Annotated in this window: 13 protein-coding genes, 4 pseudogenes and 1 riboswitch; of the genes and pseudogenes, 12 read left to right on the top strand and 5 right to left on the bottom strand. The window is 33.0% G+C overall.

The window, feature by feature from the left end:
- Positions 1-85 precede the first annotated feature (85 nt).
- From NCCP28_RS17680 to NCCP28_RS17650, 7 genes are all read left to right on the top strand, one after another.
- The gene (locus tag NCCP28_RS17680) at positions 86-424 is read left to right on the top strand and encodes an ArsR/SmtB family transcription factor (protein ID WP_182103055.1); all 339 of its coding nucleotides are present in this window, start codon (positions 86-88) and stop codon (positions 422-424) included.
- Between the two features lie 184 nt (positions 425-608).
- Positions 609-2,837, top strand: a complete 2,229-nt coding sequence (locus NCCP28_RS17675) for a heavy metal translocating P-type ATPase (protein WP_182103056.1) — start codon at positions 609-611, stop codon at positions 2,835-2,837.
- Between the two features lie 132 nt (positions 2,838-2,969).
- A complete protein-coding gene (locus tag NCCP28_RS17670) occupies positions 2,970-3,851 on the top strand; it encodes a C39 family peptidase (RefSeq protein WP_237944437.1) in 882 nt (293 codons plus the stop codon).
- 136 nt (positions 3,852-3,987) lie between these two features.
- A complete protein-coding gene (locus NCCP28_RS17665) occupies positions 3,988-4,617 on the top strand; it encodes a copper resistance CopC family protein (protein ID WP_182103057.1) in 630 nt (209 codons plus the stop codon).
- Positions 4,618-4,688: 71 nt separating this feature from the next.
- A complete protein-coding gene (locus NCCP28_RS17660) occupies positions 4,689-5,705 on the top strand; it encodes a copper resistance D family protein (RefSeq protein WP_237944438.1) in 1,017 nt (338 codons plus the stop codon).
- A gap of 171 nt (positions 5,706-5,876) precedes the next feature.
- Positions 5,877-6,197, top strand: a complete 321-nt coding sequence (locus NCCP28_RS17655; RefSeq protein ID WP_127739801.1) for an ArsR/SmtB family transcription factor — start codon at positions 5,877-5,879, stop codon at positions 6,195-6,197.
- Positions 6,198-6,403: 206 nt separating this feature from the next.
- On the top strand, positions 6,404-8,974 hold the full coding sequence (locus NCCP28_RS17650) for a heavy metal translocating P-type ATPase (RefSeq protein WP_182103068.1): 2,571 nt from the start codon (positions 6,404-6,406) through the stop codon (positions 8,972-8,974).
- Between the two features lie 357 nt (positions 8,975-9,331).
- Here the strand turns inward: NCCP28_RS17650 and NCCP28_RS17645 are convergent, their stop codons facing one another.
- Positions 9,332-10,030, bottom strand: coding sequence for a hypothetical protein (locus NCCP28_RS17645; protein ID WP_182103058.1), 699 nt, complete (start codon positions 10,028-10,030; stop codon positions 9,332-9,334).
- 402 nt (positions 10,031-10,432) lie between these two features.
- Here NCCP28_RS17645 and NCCP28_RS17640 point away from each other — a divergent pair, with 402 nt between their 5' ends.
- The 3 genes from NCCP28_RS17640 to NCCP28_RS17630 all read left to right on the top strand — a co-directional run bounded on the left by NCCP28_RS17640 (position 10,433) and on the right by NCCP28_RS17630 (position 13,418).
- The gene (locus NCCP28_RS17640; protein WP_182103059.1) at positions 10,433-11,590 is read left to right on the top strand and encodes a helix-turn-helix domain-containing protein; all 1,158 of its coding nucleotides are present in this window, start codon (positions 10,433-10,435) and stop codon (positions 11,588-11,590) included.
- The gene (locus NCCP28_RS17635; protein WP_182103060.1) at positions 11,565-12,104 is read left to right on the top strand and encodes a PIN domain-containing protein; all 540 of its coding nucleotides are present in this window, start codon (positions 11,565-11,567) and stop codon (positions 12,102-12,104) included. The genes NCCP28_RS17640 and NCCP28_RS17635 overlap by 26 nt, the downstream gene beginning before the upstream one ends.
- Before the next feature lie 642 nt (positions 12,105-12,746).
- Entirely contained in the window at positions 12,747-13,418 is a 672-nt protein-coding gene (locus NCCP28_RS17630) for an ROK family protein (RefSeq protein WP_182103061.1), read from the top strand.
- Positions 13,419-14,223: 805 nt separating this feature from the next.
- Here the strand turns inward: NCCP28_RS17630 and NCCP28_RS17625 are convergent.
- Positions 14,224-14,505 (bottom strand): annotated as a pseudogene (locus tag NCCP28_RS17625) (AAA family ATPase); the annotation flags it as partial.
- 98 nt (positions 14,506-14,603) lie between these two features.
- Between NCCP28_RS17625 and NCCP28_RS17620 the strand changes: the two are divergent.
- Together NCCP28_RS17620 and NCCP28_RS17615 are read left to right on the top strand one after the other, a co-directional pair.
- Positions 14,604-14,939, top strand: a pseudogene (locus NCCP28_RS17620) (ArsB/NhaD family transporter); the annotation flags it as partial.
- Positions 14,929-15,606, top strand: a pseudogene (locus NCCP28_RS17615) (rhodanese-like domain-containing protein); the annotation flags it as partial. The pseudogenes NCCP28_RS17620 and NCCP28_RS17615, both read left to right, overlap by 11 nt.
- Positions 15,607-15,775: 169 nt before the next feature.
- On the opposite strand, the gene crcB (NCCP28_RS17610) reads toward NCCP28_RS17615, so the two are convergent.
- From crcB (NCCP28_RS17610) to NCCP28_RS23985, 3 genes and pseudogenes are all read right to left on the bottom strand, one after another.
- Entirely contained in the window at positions 15,776-16,144 is a 369-nt protein-coding gene (crcB, locus tag NCCP28_RS17610) for a fluoride efflux transporter CrcB (RefSeq protein WP_182103064.1), read from the bottom strand.
- Positions 16,141-16,515 carry a fluoride efflux transporter CrcB gene (crcB, locus tag NCCP28_RS17605; protein WP_182103065.1) on the bottom strand — a complete coding sequence of 125 codons (375 nt, stop codon included), beginning with the start codon at positions 16,513-16,515 and terminating at the stop codon, positions 16,141-16,143. The genes crcB (NCCP28_RS17610) and crcB (NCCP28_RS17605) overlap by 4 nt, the downstream gene beginning before the upstream one ends.
- Positions 16,516-16,567: 52 nt before the next feature.
- A riboswitch (Fluoride riboswitch) is annotated at positions 16,568-16,628 on the bottom strand.
- Between the two features lie 52 nt (positions 16,629-16,680).
- Positions 16,681-16,919: pseudogene (locus NCCP28_RS23985) on the bottom strand (insertion element protein); the annotation flags it as partial.
- Between the last annotated feature and the right edge of the window lie 1,322 nt (positions 16,920-18,241).

Genomic DNA, 18,241 nt, shown 5'->3' with positions numbered 1-18,241 from the left:
AGTTGCTTTTTTTAGTAAATAAAAAAGGGGAATTATATATTTATGCTATAATAGAGAAATTAGAACTAAATAAGGGGATTACATAATGGGATCTTTACATGAAAAAAATGAGGGGAAGACAAAACAATATATAAATCAACTGGATGAGGAAACATTATTTATAGTGTCTCAAACGTTTAAGGCTCTTTCTGAACCAACACGGATAAAAATATTGCATTTGTTAGCAGAAAGACCGCACTCTGTAAATGAAATAGCAGAAAGGTTGGAGATGTTACAATCAACTGTTTCTCATCAATTAAGTTTTCTGAAAAATTTGAGGCTTGTTAAATATAAAAGAGAAGGAACTACTATGATTTATTCGTGTGATGATGCGCATGTAATGGGTGTATTAGAACAAATGATTGATCATGCACAACACCATTAATAAGAAGATTATTTAGAAAGAATATGGGGTAAAAGGATGGTGGAGTGTATACCATCCTTTTTTATTCTTAAAAGTTGATAACCATTGACACTTGTTTTGGATAGTATATAATACATATATGGTTATATGAATATTTGGTCATATATAAGTTTTTGAACGCTTGTAGAAAGGGGAAAGAGTATTTATGGAAGAAGTCAGACAACAGTTAAAAAAGGAATTTTTATTAGAGGGTCTTGACTGTGCTAACTGTGCAATGAAAATTGAAAGAGGAGTTTCGTCTATAAATGGTGTAAAGGATTGTAATGTGAATTTTGCTACACAGACAATATCCTTGCGATACGAAAGTAACGAAGAAGAAAGTATATTATTAAATACAAAGAAAACAATTAATCGTTTAGAGCCACATGTTAAGTTAGTTGAAAAACAAAGTGGGAGAAGGAATACTAAACTCATAAGCCATGGTCATGCTCATAGCCATAATCATGACCATTCCCACAATGATGCAAATGACCATAATCATGGCCATTCCCATTCCCATGAGCATGGAAGTAATGATATCAAAAAAATGATTAGTCGTTTATTCTTAGGTGGACTAATTTTTGGTTTAGGGATTTTTGCGCCAATAACAGGAATGACCGAATTGATGGTGTTCTTACTTGCTTATGTTATAGTTGGTGGCGATATTGTATTAAGAGCAATAAAAAATATAACAAGAGGGCAAGTCTTCGATGAGCATTTCCTTATGGCTATTGCTACAATCGGTGCTTTTGCTATTCAGGAGTATCCAGAAGGTGTAGCCGTAATGCTATTTTATCAGGTCGGTGAGCTATTCCAATCAATTGCAGTTAATCGTTCTAGAAAATCAATCAGCAGTTTAATGGATATTCGACCAGACTTTGCCAATCTTCAAGTTGGATTAGATGTCAAAAAAGTATCACCCGAAGATGTTGAAATTGGCGATATTATTGTAATTAAACCTGGAGAAAAGGTTCCATTAGATGGTGTTATATTAGAAGGAACTTCGAGCGTTGACACATCTGCATTAACAGGGGAATCAGTGCCACGTGATGTAACTGTGGGAAGTGATATATTAAGTGGTTTTATTAACAAAAATGGTCTTCTGACGGTAGAAGTAAAAAAAGAATTTGGAGAATCAACTGTTTCTAAAATTTTAGAATTAGTACAAAATGCTAGCAATAGAAAAGCTAAAACGGAGAACTTTATCACTAAATTCGCTCGTTACTATACACCAGTTGTTGTAATTATTGCATTACTGTTAGCTATTGTTCCACCCTTACTTTTTAGTGGAGCTACCTTCTCAGACTGGGTATATAGAGCCCTTATCTTTTTAGTTATTTCCTGTCCTTGTGCTTTAGTTGTTTCTATTCCTTTAGGCTTTTTCGGTGGAATTGGAGCAGCCTCTAAAAAAGGAATATTAGTAAAAGGTAGTAACTATTTGGAAGCACTTAATGATGTTAAGTATGTCGTATTTGATAAAACAGGAACCCTTACAAAAGGTGTATTTGAAGTAGACTCGGTTTATCCTGTTAATGGATACTCAGAGGAAGAAATAATTAAGTTTGCTGCTTACGCTGAAACACACTCCAATCATCCAATTGCTGACTCAATTAGAAAGGCCTTTGGAGATAAGATAAAGGAAGAATTAATTCAAGACTATAATGAAATAGCTGGTCATGGTATTTCTGTAGTAGTGGACGGAAAAGAAATACTAGCTGGAAACGATAAACTTATGCAAAAAGAAAAGGTTGATTTTTACAGGAATAACGAAATTGGTACGATTGTTTATGTTGCATACGATAAACAATTCGTAGGTTCCATTGCAATTTCAGACCAAATAAAAGCGGACTCCTATAGCGCGATACAAACACTAAAAAGAATAGGCATCAAGAAGACCGTTATGTTAACAGGGGATTCTAAAGTGGTTGGGAAAAGGGTAGGAGAACTGCTTGAAATAGATGAGGTTCATGCAGAGTTACTTCCTCAAAATAAAGTAGAAGAAATAGAGAAATTAGATGCTTCTAAGAATGCTAAAGACAAAATTTTGTTTGTTGGAGACGGTATTAATGATACTCCAGTATTAGCTAGAGCAGATGTAGGAATGGCTATGGGGGGGTTAGGTTCAGATGCAGCAATTGAAGCGGCTGATATTGTTATTATGACAGATGAACCTTCTAAAATAGCCACGGCAATCTCACTTGCTAAGCGGACTAGACGTATTGTATGGCAAAACATTATTTTCGCATTAGGAGTAAAGGCAATCTTTCTATTGTTAGGGGCTTTTGGTATTGCAACAATGTGGGAAGCCGTATTTTCTGATGTAGGAGTTACACTTATCGCAGTATTGAATGCTATGAGAATACTAAAAGTAACAAATGACGATCCTTTTTCTTAATCCTAATAATTAGCTAAAACAGCATCATTATTTAGTAACTAAGCTGATAATGATGCTGTTTTTTGCAATTTACTTTTATGGATATATACTGATGTTGAATTTCACCTGTAAAATTAATTAGGAGAAGTCGATATGCAAAATATTGTTATTGTACTTGTGGGCTTAGTATTAATTACCTTAATAATCATTTTTATTTCAAAAAGTATTAGAACTATGATTCCTTCTTTAATTGCCTTTTATTTCTTAATCTTAATAAGCTTGTTTACTTATAATAGCAAGCAAGTGGAGTCTTTTTTACAAAAGGAAGTTGACATTACAAGCAGTGAAAAGAAGGAGGGAATAGAGAAAAAACCAGCACAGGAAATAAACAAAGAATGGAATGAAAAGGATGAAAATAGAGGAAAAGTCAAAAAAAACATAATTCTTGATGCACCTATAATTAAACAATTTCCTGAACTACCAAGAGGATGTGAAGTAACTAGTTTAGCAATGTTTTTCCAATATTACGATATTAAGGTTAATAAAATGGACTTAGCTAAAAAAGTAAAAAAGGATAAAACTCCATTAACTAAGAGAAATGGAAAGATATTCTGGGGAAATCCAAATGATGGATTTATAGGTGATATGTATTCTTTTAATAATCCTGGGTATGGTGTATATCATAAACCTATTCTGGATTTAGCTGAAGAATATCTTCCAGGGAAAATAGTAAATTTGACCGGAAGTAATTTAGAGGACTTAAAAAGATATCTCTCTAATAATAGACCTATCTGGATTATAACAAATGCAAGCTATGATTATTTGCCGTCATCTTCATTTGAAAAATGGAATACTCCATCAGGCGAAATTAATATCACTTATAGATTACACTCTGTTTTAATAACAGGTTATGATGAAGCTAATATCTATTTCAATGATCCAATTGATGGTAAGAAAAATAAACAGGTACCTATACAACCATTTATAAAGGCTTGGGAACAAATGGGGAGTCAGGCAATTTCATTAAACTTATAATTGAAACATATACCTCAACAAGTATTAGTATAAATTAATACTTATTCACTAAATTGTCACAATTATAATAATTAGAATCATGTTATCATTATAACGATGTTGTTAATATAATGACTAGAGAAAAAGAGGGGAAAAAATGAAAAAGGGTTTGTATATATTTTTTATTAGTTTCTTTTTTGTATGGACAAATAATGCATTTGCTCATACTGGGTTGGAAAGTTCATCACCTGGGAATGAGGAGATAGTAAAGGAAGAATTGCAAAAAATCACACTAACATTTGAAACTAAAATTGAACAGGGAAGTACATTTACACTAATAAATTCGGAAAACAAAGTGATACAAGTGCAAAATATTGAAAAAACGGATAACCAACTTATCGGGGAGTTTACTTCTCCATTAGAAAATGATAATTATGATATCCAATGGCAAATTATTGGAGTAGATGGTCATATTATTGAGGGAGAGTTTACTTTTACAGTTGATGCTCCTGTGGGAGAAGAAGAGGATCAGTTGAAAGCCGAAACAGATGAGAAAGCAACAACACAACAAGATGCTAAAGAAGAAGAAACAACTAAAGATGACACGAAAAAGGATACAGAGGAAATAGATCATTCAACTATGTCTCCAGAGGAACATGCTGCATATGAGAAAGCAAATTCCGATCCTTCTACTGTATTAATTCCTGCAATTTTAATATTAGTAGGGATAATAGTAATTATTATAGTTGCAGCATATATAGTAACAAGGAAAAATAAATCGGTATAATGTTTATCATAATCACAGTTACTCAAGCTTTATTATATATTTGCTACTCAATTATTATGGGAAGCTTTCTTTTGAATCTTGTCCCTAATAACTATAAGCCATTAATATATTTGCCTAGAAAAATATTACTAATCTCTCTTGGGGGAATAGTAATATTTTCATTTATTCCGGTATTACCACTTATCTTGCATCTTAATTCACTACTTGGATTTACTGACGCGGTAAATTCAGTTCTGCTTACATTTCAAATCGGAAAGTCTTGGTTATTCACTTTTGTTGTTTCTCTAACATTTGTTCCGTTTCTAGTTTTTTTTAACAACCGGAAAACAATACAAAACATTGTTGGTATTTTATTTACCTTAATCTTAATTAGCGCAGTAGGTTGGTCAAGTCATGCGAGTTCATTGAATCCTGTTAAGGGATTTTTGAGTGATAGTACACATCTGACTGCTGTAAGTGTTTGGGTTGGTATCCTATTTATAATTAGTTGGTTTTCCAAAGATGAGTCAAATTGGTTGCCGTTTTTAAAATGGTTTACACCAGTAGCTATTTCTTGCTTAGTTATTACAGCAATTAGCGGTATTGTTCTAATGACATTTGATATCGACTTTAATAATTACTATAATTCCTGGATGATTCCATATGGTCAATCATTACTAATAAAGCATATTTTAATTATCCCTTTACTGGTGTATGCATTTATTAATGGTTTTTTTATTAAAAGAAGACTTAATAAAGAAGAAAACTTTAATCCTAAACCATGGGCTAGGATTGAAAGTATAATAATTTTATTTGTTTTTACAGCTACATCAGCATTAAGTCAACAATCTCCACCGAAAGAAACAGCCATAACAGAAGAGTCTGTATCACCAATCTTTAAAGTCTTCCATCAAGGGGAAGTTGAGTTAGGAGTAAACTTACAAGTAGGTATTAGCTTAATAAGTATTCTATTTTTATTGTTAACCCTTGTATTTTTAATACTAACAGTTGTATTTTACTTTAAGAAAAAAAGTTCGTATTTGTCACTCGTTTTGGGAATTCTCTCTTTAGTAAGTATTTATTTATCGTTAATGTATATTGTTTCATAAAATAAAGTGTGGTCTGGAGATAGAGACATCTCCAGACTTTTTTAATTGGCTAGTTTTATTTAAGAATTTATTTCTCACATTAAAAAACAGTAATTTATTGACACACATATTAGTAAAAGTTAATATGATGGCATTAGACATATTAGAAACAACTAATACGAGGGGGTAATTATGCAAAATAGCACTTTGGATATGAAGGTCAAACTAATTCATGGTTTTTCGAATAAAACTCGAATTCAGATTCTAGAATGTCTGAAAAATGAGGAGAAAACTGTATCACAAATTGTCGAGCAGATAAAAGGAAATCAATCGAATATTTCTCAACATTTAGCCTGTTTAAAGGGTTGTGGCATTATCGTTGGAAGAAATGAAGGCAAATATTGCTTTTATAGTCTGAGAAACCAATATATTCGTGATTTATTAGATATGTTTGATGTAGTTCTAAATGATGTTCAGAATGACGTTATTTGTTGTGAAAATCATATGGAGTGAGGTGAATAATAGTGCCTGAAAAATGCTGTAGTTCAAACAATGAAAATAAAGATAATAAACTAGTTACCACAACAAATTGTTGTTCTAACGAAACGAAAATTACAGAAGAAAGTTCTGAAGTGATTTTAGTTGAAAGCAACTGTTGCAGTAATTCCAAAGAGACAGACGAAAGTACATGTTGCAGTTCAAGTTCCTCGAAAGAAGAAATGAAAGAAATAAGCTCAAGTTGCTGTTCGACCAATAAAAAGCAACCATCGAATACATCTGAGCTATTTAATGTGATACCGGTGGCAAGTAGCTGCTGTAACAGTACTAAAGAGCCGGAGAAGGACTCATGTTGCAGTAAGGAGTCAGCTGAAAAAGTAAGTGATTGCTGTGCTTCTCAAGTTAGTAAGTCTGAAGAAAAGGCTAGCTCTTGTTGTAGTACTACAATTGAAGTCGAAGAAAATATAATGGAAACTAATGCTGGAGAAAGGCAAGATTTCCTTATTACTGGGATGGATTGCCCTGCTTGTGCCAAGACCATTGAAAAAGGATTAGGATCATTACCAGGTATCGAGACAGTAAAAGTAAACTATAGTACGGCAAAAATGCAAGTACACGCAGCTAATTCTTCTTCATTCATTTCTATTGAAAAGGAAATAAAGAAACTTGGATATTCGGCTGAAGTGCTGCAACAAAACAAAAATTTACGAACTTATGATATCGTGGGAATGGACTGTGGCAGCTGTGCAAAAAGTATTGAAAACCACTTTCAAAAAAACCCTTCCGTTAAAGAAGTAAGTGTTAATTTCTCTACAGGAAAAATGAAAATAGAACATACCAATAGTGTAGACGAAATAATCTCAGAAGTAGGTAAAATTGGGTACAGTGCTAGTTTGAAATTAAATAAGAAATCATCGGTGGAACAACCGAAAAGTAAAAAAGAAAACTGGATTATTATTTCTTCAGGTCTTCTTATAGTCATAGGTTTTTTACTATCTTATATATCTGTTCCGATGATTGTATCCACTATTTTATATGCTGGTGCTATCGTAATTAGTGGGTATAAACCAGTGAAAAGTGCCTTTTATGCCATTAAGAGCCGATCCCTTGATATGAACGTGCTAATGTCTGCGGCCGCAATTGGAGCTGCTTTAATTGGAGAATGGTTGGAAGGTGCCACAGTAGTATGGTTGTTCGCCATCGGAAATTACCTGCAAACAAAGTCCATTGAAAGAACTAGAAATTCTATTCGAAGTTTAATGGATTTATCTCCATCGGAGGCTTGGGTTAAGATTGGAAATGACTTAATCAAAAAGCCAGTTGAGGAGATTTCAGTTGGTACTACTATCGTGGTAAAACCTGGTGACCGAATTGCTTTGGATGGCGATGTTGTTCAAGGTGAATCCAGTGTAAACCAAGCACCTATAACAGGAGAATCTATACCAGTAGATAAAGCTATAGGTGATTCTGTATACGCTGGTACAATAAATGAACATGGTTTATTAGAAATAAAAGTAACGAAGTTGGTAGAAGATACTACTATCTCTAAAATCATTCATTTAGTAGAAGAAGCACAAGAACAAAAAGCACCAACAGAAGCATTTGTGGACAAATTTGCAAGTATCTACACACCTATCGTATTTATAGCTGCTTTGGCAGTTATTGTTATTCCTCCATTGATAGGATTGGGAACATGGGGAGAATGGTTCTATAAAGGGCTTGAGTTATTAGTGGTTGCTTGTCCATGTGCGCTAGTTATCTCCACTCCTGTTGCGATTGTGTCTGCTATCGGCAATGCTGCTAGAAATGGTGTCCTAATAAAAGGTGGAACTTTCTTAGAAGCTGCTGGGGCCATCAATGCAATTGCTTTTGATAAAACGGGTACGCTGACAGAAGGGAAACCAAAAGTATCAGACATTAAAACCTTTAATGGTTCTGAAGAAGAATTGCTATCCATAGCTCTTACTTTGGAAGAATATTCTACTCATCCTATTGCTAAAGCAATTGTAGATCATGTAAGAGAACTAGGGAAGCCAGCTAAAGATGGAGCAGAATACAAAAACATTGTAGGAAAAGGTGTGCAAGCTACCATCACTGGAGAAATATACTATGCAGGAAACCTGAAACTGTTTAAAGAAATGAGTATCCCATTAGGTACGGTTGAAGCGTATGTAAATGAAGTGCAAAATAATGGGAAGACAGTAGTTATCATAGGGACAAAAACCGATATTCTGGGAGTTATTTCGGTTGCTGATACTATACGTGAAAACTCTGCCGTTGCGCTAAAATCACTATTATCTAATGGTATCAAGCAAACGGTTATGTTAACAGGAGATAATGAAGGAACAGCTAAATTGATTGCTTCTAAGGCGAATGTAAATCGATATTTTGCTAATTTACTTCCAGAAGATAAAGTCGATGCGGTAAAGAAATTGCAAGAAGAAGGATACAAAGTAGCAATGGTTGGTGACGGAATAAATGATGCGCCAGCATTGGCAACGGCTGATTTAGGAATCGCAATGGGTGGGGCTGGTACAGATACTGCCATGGAAACAGCAGATATTGTGTTAATGGCAGATAATTTAGAGAAACTGCCACATACCATTAAATTAAGTAAAAAAGCTTTAAGCATTATAAAGCAAAACATTTGGTTCTCTATCCTCATAAAAGTTATTGCTTTAGTATTGATTTTCCCAGGGTGGTTAACACTTTGGATGGCAGTATTAAGTGATACAGGAGCAGCTTTAATCGTTATTTTAAATGCATTACGGTTATTGCGAATAAAAGGTTAAAAAAACCGAGATGTCTAACTAATGACATCTCGGTTTTTATATTATTCTGACGGTATAATTTGGTTATCTATATGGGTGACTTTCACAGATTTTCAGATTAGCAAGTGCTCTTTGAAGGTTATATATTTAAATGACTAACGTGGCAGCATTCCTATATTAACTGAAAATGAGATTTGAAAGAAAAAAGACCTCTTGATAAGATAAATGTGTCCTGAGCCCGCCAGCTAAAAGGGACAAAAAATCTACTCGGAGGCTCATCATTCAAATAAATTTGTGAATAATTACACTTCTTTAGTTTAAGAATTATAGGGCGTAGAGAACAAAAAAACAAGGGACTAGTAAGTCCCTTGCATATTATTAATCATTATATGAATAATGTACAGTGAAAGTTGGATCTAATCTATATTCAAAAGAAACAACATTTTTATTTGTAGCAGGAATAGAAGTAATGTATTCTTGCAGTTCAGCATTATGTTCATCAATACCCTTAGTCAAGTTAGCATCAACTACAGCTCCAGTAGGAAGCACTACTACTAGTTCGACTCTACCTCCACTTGGATCTAACTGTAATCCTGAAAACGGAAGCTGTGTTACAAATTCATAGTGGTTTGGTTGACCAGGAATTTCATAGATATTATGTTCATAATTAACTTCGTAGACAAAATGACCTTCTTTGGATTGTCCAGGTAATTTTGTGAGCTCAGTTCGATTCATGATAGAAACAAGAATGTTTTTATTTGCATCGTCTAATACTTCTCGAAGATTTCCAGCAATTGCTTGTTCTTGTATATCTTCAGTGCTTTCAAGGATATCTGCCTTAAGTGGAATCATTGGCAGCTGGAATACTTCACCTTTTGATTCTGCATCTTTACGAAGAAATTCTAAAACATGTGGTGGAACAGTAGATCCAGAAGGAATATACCAGAATTGACCTTCGGAAATTGGTTCAACTGTTTCAAGAAGAGTTTGAACCTTAACCCGGTCTGATTTACCTCCATTATAACGGGATAATCTTTGAATTGTTGCTGTCATTTCTTGCAAGTAAATAATATTCATTATTTTTGCCTCCAATAGTTTTGTTAGATGGAGGTATTCCCGCATTAAGACCTATTTGATTAATTCTCCTTCCTTACCGAATCAAAAGATAAGTCTATATTCCTTATATATTCATTTCTAATAAGACAAATTACATTGCCTTTCTAGAAATTTTCTTATATAATGTATTGGATTGAAATTAATATGGAACGTAGACAAACCTATTATCTGATATTGCAGTATCAGTTTTGATTGGTTTTATTGGTCTATGCGAAAAAACAACTATCTACAATTATTAATATAGTTGTTTTTTTTTATATGGTCAAGCAAAAAAGAAACTTTTCTTTACACTCAATGTATAATATAATCTGTTTAGGGTAAATTATTTTTAACATTCAAGTTAAATTAAGAGGAGGTGTGTAGATGGAAAACATTGCAAAGGTGATTGGACAAAACATAGAAAGATTAAAGCAATCTAAAGGATTAACTAATGAGGACATCGGTAACATTATTGGGGTGACTAGAGTTACGATTGCTAAATATTTATCTGGGGATCAGGTAATCGATAGTGCAAGACTATTCAGATTAGCTACTAAGTTTAACTTACCATTTAAATGGTTTTTAGAATCTGATGAGGATTCATCCATGTCCTTTATGTTTAGAGCAGATAATCCTCAAGAAAACTTTGAAGATGATTTAGCCCTTTCTCTTAACAATTTTCTAAATGAATACATCCGAATCTTAGAGTTGGCTGGAGAAAATAATGTAGCTTTTTTACCTCAAGCATATAAGTTACATTTAAAAGAAAATAAACTTACTGATGATGATCTTGAAATTATAAGAGAAATAGCTGAAAAACAAAGAATGGCATTTGGAGTAGAAGAAATTCTTGATTACGATATTTACTCAATTTTAGAAAAAAATAATATAAATGTTTTAGCTTTACAGTTAGATAACGAAAAAATATTTGGATTATCTGCCTATTCAGAAGATAAGGGTGCCTTTATTATAATAAATGATAGCCCTAATATTCCTGAGGAAAGAAAGATATTTAGTGTCATACATGAACTTGGGCATCTGATATTTCATCGAGAGGATTATGATAGAGAACCAGGAGAGTTAACTTATAGTAAAACGCGTAATAATATTAATGAAAAAATTGTTGATAAATTTGCGGGTTATTTCTTGATTCCTAGACATAAATTAAGAGGTTATAAAAGACTGTTTAGAGGTTTTATATCTAACTTTAATAGTGTTTTTGAAGTGAAAAAGGAATTCGGTGTAAGTGCAAAATCATTATTAATGGCATTAAAAGAGGAAGGTTATATAGAGCAAAAAACATTTGGTGCCCTATTTAACAAACTCAAAAATTCAGGATTTGACCATAAAGAGCCTCAACCAATAGAACCAATAGAAAAAAATAAGAAGTTAAAATCCATTCTTCGTAGATTGTACTTGGAGGATAAGGTGACTACAAATAAGGTTGCCGAGTTGTTATCATTAAATGACAAGGAGGCACGCCTGCTCGTTAAAGCATGGGCTGAAGAAGAGGACTATGGAGATCAATACACAGAAGATTAAAAATCTTATGGGAAAAGTAGGAGTGCTGGATAATAACATTCTGAATGATTTTACAGAGCTTCAATGTATATCCTTAATTAATCAAGTATTTGTAAAAGTCTATATACCACAAAGTATTTTAGAACGTGAGGCTATTCTCGAAACTATTCAATCGAATATTGAATGGTTAGAATATCAACCAACTGCCATAGAAAAGGTTGAATCGTACGAGTTTTTGAGTAAAATTTTAAAGGACAAGCCTGCTCTTTCTGACTATGATGCAGAATGTATCGCAATTGCAAGGGAAAAGATGATCTACTGCACATCAAATGAAAAAAGAGTTATAAGTATCTGTAACGAATATAATGTTGAATGTACAGGAACCATTGGAATATTATGTTGTGCATTTGAACATGGTATCATTAGTAAAGGTAAGTTTGAAGGTTTAATAAAAAAGTTATTTTCCCCTGAGTGTTCTTCTTACTTGGGCAAAAAAGTCAAAAAAGCTGTTTTTTCTTACTATAATATTGAATAGTACTATACACTAAGGCACCCTAAGTTGAGTCAAAGTATGATACTTAAGGTGCTTTTATATTTCTACTATGGATTATGTAGAGATGTTAAATATTTTTAGTAGCTTTGGATATATAGATTTTATTTTTTTAGTATTTGTTTCATTTGCATTTTTATCACAAATAATCTTTTTAGGGAATCGAAGATTAGAACTAGTACAAGAGTTATTTTCGCAATGTATAGAAGAAAAGAAATGAAAGTTTATAAAAAAAGTAGAAGCATTTAATATTATAGAAGATGTTTCTTTTTTTGTATGAGTCGTAACTTAAAAGAATTGACACCAAAACAACGGACTGTCAATTTAGGAGTTATTTTTCATTTAGTTTAGGCGTTAAATTGCACTGAAAAATCTTTTATATTGCTATATGTTGTTAAACGATCGCCCCTGTTTCTTTAAGTGCATTTTTTCACAAACTCAGCCTTTTTGAGTTAATTATTACAGGAATAATGCCATGTTTATGACACAAGCGTTTCTTCTATAAGGAATTCTACTCTCTTAGTGCAAGAGAAAATGCGATACCTCCTAAAATATCGCACATTCATTTCATAATAGTGTTACCTCTTAATTCCTGTAATTAAATAGTAAATACCAAATAGATAAAGTATGCCACTTATAAATAATAGTATGATTCTAATTTCTTTAATAGCTGTTCCATACACATCTACATTATTTCCATATCTAACTTCTATATCAATAAATGGATTATTTAAACATCCTATTTGGGAGCGTTATAACCACTTAAAAGCTTACAAAAGTGATAGCTGTCCTATTTCACGTAAAAATATAGAAGAATTCGACCGAAAATTATTTCATGTAATTGATGACTATTACAGTAAGGATATCAGAGAAATTGCAATTAGCTGCCCTGGTGCTGTTGATACAAAAAAAGGAATTATATATAACGGTGGATCCTTTCCTTTTCAGCACAATGTGAATCTAAAGAAAAAGTTAGCTGATCATTACAATATTGACGTAGCAATAGAAAATGATGGAAGATGCGCAGCCTTAGCGGAGCTATGGCTAGGTAGCATTAAAGGTAAACAGGACGCTGTTGTACTTGTATTGGGGAGTGGCGTAGGTGGTGGGATTATTCTGAACGGCAAGATACGTCACGGGGGTAATTTACTCTCTGGAGAATTAAGTTTTGTCATGTCTGGTATGAGTAAGGAGACAAACGAAGCCACTTTTGTAGGTTTTGAAGGATCTGCAGTAGAATTTCTAGTTGAAATATACCTTTTCCCCAACCAAAATATAATCTTTAATTATATGCTGTAACCCGACCTTCTAATCTATCATTCTCTGTTAACAAATGATATAAAGCACCATATAAATTAGCGTTATTTTGATAATGACAGCATACGATATTTGGCTTTGCTATATGCATTGTATTTGCTTTCTTCAATTCTTCAACCGCCCATTTTATCCGTTCAATTAGTATTGGTTGAGCACTTATACCCATATCTATTTTTAAAGATACTAATTGAGAAACAAAAGATAATGGATATGGCTAAACTATTTTTATCGGTACAAGAGATTAAGGAAAATCTATTTTTCCAGAAAGTGCAAAAATATTTGCTAATCAATCGGAATTCTGATAAGTAAGTAAGTTTTCAAATTAGAACTATACTTCTAGATGATAAAGCTAAAGTCCTGATATTTTCTCAGGGCTTTTTTTATTTCATAAAGTATAGTCCTCCATGCATAAATAAACAAATAAAAAGGATAAACCCAAAAACTATTGTTTATCCTTTGCTAGGTCATCTTCATAAAAAATACCAAATGCTACAGGAATTAAATATATATGATTATTTGGTGATTATTGTTTAAGGGAACTTACCTGGGCAGTTATTTTTACTATTTCAGAACTTTGAACAAGTTAGTAATGCCATTCATCCTTATTTATGATATTAACTTCATCTACGCAATTAAACCAAAAATAGATAGAAGAGTTCTTAATTACACCAGTCCAATTTCTCTTCTCTTTTAGTCGAAGGGTTAAATACTGCTAAATCATATTAAATAAAAATTAAGGATAGCTTTTTGTATTAATGTGTAAATTTAAGTTTTATTTTTCACTTATTTTAATAGTTATTTTTAGTCCAAGTTCTTCCCATTTATACTCCAGTATATGATGAGCTTCATCTTTACTTAGTTTGTCAAATTCATGAGCAAAACCAATTATAGAGTATAGTTGAGGGTAACGAGCTAATCGCTTTTCAATTCCTGGCATTCCAATTAATATCATTGCTACGTTGTTTTGATCGTAAATATCCCTAAGTTGTTCTAAACTTTGCAGTTTTAATCGTTCAATTTCATCAACGATGATTAAATCGATATGCTTATAGGAATCTGAATAATATTCTTCTTCGCCCGTAGTATGTAGTTTATACATCGCCTTTACCATATTTATTCTAAATCCTAAAGTATTATTCTAAATCTTGTACCTTTCACTTCACCATTAATGGCGGAGCAATATTAGCGCTTCTTGTTGGTGTAGTTGATTTTAATGATCTCGTTGACGTAACAGGGATTGTACGGAATGCAACAATGGCATTTGTTGCATTCATTATTATTTCATTAATCTTAGATGAAATTGGATTTTTTGAATGGGCAGCTTTACATATGGCAGAAGCTAGATGCTGGTGGTAACAGCTTGAAGATGTTTGTTTACGTTGCTATTCTAGGGGGCTATTGTTGCAGCGTTTTTCGCAAATGATGGGGCATAATTTAACACCAATTGTTTTAGCGATGGTTAGAGCATTAAAGTTAGACAAGAAAATGATTTACGGGTGGCTCTTTAGAACATAGAGGTATTTTAGACACAGGTATACTACGTGTATTTGATTTAGCTGTTAGTCAAACAGGTATGAATGAGCTAGAAGCGTTAGAAGAAGGCTATGATATTGAAATACTTCATAATATTAAACCAGCTAGTTCAGAGTATTTGGGAGAAATTAATAGTTATTAAGGAAAAAATTGTAAGGGTTTTAGGTGTACAAATAGTAGTTGAAGAAGGAGTGGATAAAAGAATTGATGTCTTTTGTAACAGCTCTTACGTTTAAGGAAAAAGCAGAAGACTTATTCCATCTTGATCTTGCCTACTCACCACCATTCAGCACAACTAAAGATCCAGCTATGTATACTGGGATGGCTTTGCAAAAAGCTATTGATAAGAAAAATAAGCTAATTACACCCAAGAGGGAGAAGCCATTCAAGTTATTGATACACGTCCACCAAAACAATATAATGTATCAAAAGTGGCGACTGCAATAAATATACCACTAGGCGAATTGCGTGGGAAATGTAAAGAACTTGATCCCAATTTTCCAACAGTAAACTTACTGTAATGGTGGAGTGACTGGGAATACTGCACAAAAATGTTATACGTAACTTAGGGTTTAACTATATCTATAATCTTTCTGGTGGTAATAAGAATTACGAAAATTATAAGAAGAATAAATAATTAAACAATCAAAAAGATTCTAGGTTTACCTTAACGGGTTCTCTAGATGGGGAGTTTTGTTAAAATAACATTAAGTTTCCCCTAGATTTCAGTATAAGTTTTAGCAATTGAAATAGACATCAAAACAACGAAAAAGAGCATCGAATTCGATGCTCTTTTAACATTAATTTCACAAAATGAAGTTACCGACTAAATATCCTAAGTAAGCTAGGATAATACCTGCACCATAGGTGATGATTGTGTAGAGGGTAAATATCTTTTTATATAAACTTAAATGTAATTGTATCATTTCTAATTTGAGTGTGGAAAAGGTTGTAAAAGCTCCCATAAAACCAGTTCCAAGCAGAAGAGCTATCATCGTATCTGCTTTAGCACTAGTAATAATCCCTAGTAGAAAGGCTCCCAATAGATTTACTGTAAGAGTTCCCAGGGGGAGTTTTAATGTTGATTTACCGTTTAGTTTCTTGCTGATTGAATATCGAGAAATCGCTCCGAAAAAACCGCCAATACCAACTAATAAAATATGTGCTACTGTCAAGATTTTTGCACTTCCTGGCTTACTTTAAAACCTAAGCGGCTCATCGCTAATCCACCAATAATACTTACGAATACATAAGATAAGCCCAAAACAATATTTCCAGCCCGAAACAAATTGACAGTTTCGACGCTAAGAGTTGAAAAGGTTGTAAAGGACCCAACAAATCCTGTTCCTAACGTCGTTGCAATGATAGGAGAAATCGAGAGCCTTTTAAATAAATTAGTTGTTAACCAAGCCAAAAGAAAACTCCCAATCAAATTAATCATTAATGTCGCATATGGGAATGTGCTATTTGTAAATAATGAAACTCCAATCATATACCTTAAAATAGCTCCTAGTGTCCCTGCAATTCCTACCCAAAAGTAAATCATTCTGCTGCCTCCCTATTTCTTAAAAATAAAAAGACTCCTGCCAGTAATAATGTTACCAGCAGGAGTCATTAGCCATTCGGCGGTTAAAGGCGAACTCCATCGCCTATTTAAATTCCATTAATATTATATATTTTATTTCAACACAGGGAAAGTAATTCGATCTTGTTATCTCAAATATAGAATATCTTTTATTTTGAAAATCTTATCCGTGATACCTAAACGTTGAGTCGGAGTCATTCGTTTTTTATCGCCAGTTTGGTAAGGAAAACAAAAATTGTAATAGCTTCTTAGATGGTCAAAGCCCTTTGAGCATATTAAGGATTAAATTTAGAATAAATATAGCTCTTTCCATCGCCTCTTGCAGTAGTCAAAGGTCTCTCCAAAACAGACAGCCTTCTTCTAATTTACTAAATAGCTATGGGTGAGCAAAACAATCTCCTTCTGAAAAGAATGGCCCTTATGTTTAAAAATATCTGTTAAGTATTCGTAAGCGATGGTTTATAAAGAACGACTTTCTATTCTATTGGCTAATCCCCAATTAATTAAATCCTGCGCATTTCTTTGAATTCAGTAAAAGCTTGTTTTTTCTGGATTTTCCTCGGACTGTTAAACACAAGAAAGAGTAAGCATCAAATCCCTTAAATTCATTTGAAAACACTATATATATTATATTGCGAACAACAAGGGTGTATCAATATCTGTTACAAATCGCCACTCATTCAACATCTCTTTAATCAACCAAAAGTGTGCCATAGAAGTATATGTGGAATTTGTATACAAACCATCAATATAGCGTTCTCTCCCGTTAAATCGTTAAAGGTCATTTTGATACTCACTCATTGATTGTGTATCATTTTCAGTAAGTTCCTGTGGGTAATAAATGAATCTCAGTCTTGCATTTTTTCTGACAAAATCGTGAAGGTGTTCTTCTTTAAATATTTTGGTATCAGTTATGATTTAGTTAAAATTAGCATCCCAAGCATAAGCAACTTCAGACCTAATTAGGATCATCCCTCTATTCGGATAGATTGGGTCACAATTACATTCTATAGTTTTGTGCCCTGATTGACCGACAATTTTGTATCGTGGTTTTCCTTTAGCGGTTGCGAATCGAGCTTGCGAAACTCTAAACCATATACAAAAGGGATTAATGCAAAAAATATTTTGATTTGTATGATTTATTCCGTTTAGACGAAAGTTCACTGGAAGAAATTTTTGCGTTTTCCAGTCTATATTCTTTACAAGTCTCCTAATACCAATTAAAAAGGACCATTCTCCCCTTTAAGGGAACCGATTAGGTTTACCTAGGTTTTTTTAAAAAAATTGTCAGCATTTCGGTGATAAATGAACTGTCTAACCAACAAACATGGAATCGTTTTTAATGGTAAATGAAGAGCATCCTTCTTTTTCACAAAAGGGTTGATTAGTTTAAGTGAAAAACTACACAAAATCCTGCTTGAATAATATATAAGGCACCTTAGTATTACACCAAGATGCCTTTCACTATAGTTGAGATTGTTTTATTTAGAAAGTTTGTGTTAATCCTAACTAAACTCCCTCAGATTGATACGGATATCTCTCGAATGCTCACTTATTCGCAGGATTTCATAACCCTTTTATTCAGATAATATACGATGTTAATGAGTTCAGATTATTTTTGGCTTCGTGGAGGCATGGATAAATAAAGGAGGTAGTTAACACTCCATATTTTACCATATAATGTACA

It is taken from the genome of Niallia sp. NCCP-28, from assembly GCF_023168165.1.
Lineage (GTDB): Bacteria > Bacillota > Bacilli > Bacillales > Cytobacillaceae > Niallia.
Note: the sequence above shows the minus strand (reverse complement) of the source record. Positions and strands in the feature narration are given on the sequence as shown.

Bases quoted from the DNA above. Each gene is read 5' to 3' on its own strand.
- crcB (WP_182103065.1), bottom strand. From the start codon at position 16,515: ATGATTTACTTTTGGGTAGGAATTGCAGGGACACTAGGAGCTATTTTA.
- NCCP28_RS17675 (WP_182103056.1), top strand. From the start codon at position 609: ATGGAAGAAGTCAGACAACAGTTAAAAAAGGAATTTTTATTAGAGGGT.
- NCCP28_RS17635 (WP_182103060.1), top strand. From the start codon at position 11,565: ATGGAGATCAATACACAGAAGATTAAAAATCTTATGGGAAAAGTAGGA.
- NCCP28_RS17640 (WP_182103059.1), top strand. From the start codon at position 10,433: ATGGAAAACATTGCAAAGGTGATTGGACAAAACATAGAAAGATTAAAG.
- NCCP28_RS17655 (WP_127739801.1), top strand. From the start codon at position 5,877: ATGCAAAATAGCACTTTGGATATGAAGGTCAAACTAATTCATGGTTTT.
- NCCP28_RS17670 (WP_237944437.1), top strand. From the start codon at position 2,970: ATGCAAAATATTGTTATTGTACTTGTGGGCTTAGTATTAATTACCTTA.
- NCCP28_RS17650 (WP_182103068.1), top strand. From the start codon at position 6,404: ATGAAAGAAATAAGCTCAAGTTGCTGTTCGACCAATAAAAAGCAACCA.
- NCCP28_RS17630 (WP_182103061.1), top strand. From the start codon at position 12,747: ATGCCACTTATAAATAATAGTATGATTCTAATTTCTTTAATAGCTGTT.
- NCCP28_RS17680 (WP_182103055.1), top strand. From the start codon at position 86: ATGGGATCTTTACATGAAAAAAATGAGGGGAAGACAAAACAATATATA.
- NCCP28_RS17645 (WP_182103058.1), bottom strand. From the start codon at position 10,030: ATGAATATTATTTACTTGCAAGAAATGACAGCAACAATTCAAAGATTA.
- NCCP28_RS17665 (WP_182103057.1), top strand. From the start codon at position 3,988: ATGAAAAAGGGTTTGTATATATTTTTTATTAGTTTCTTTTTTGTATGG.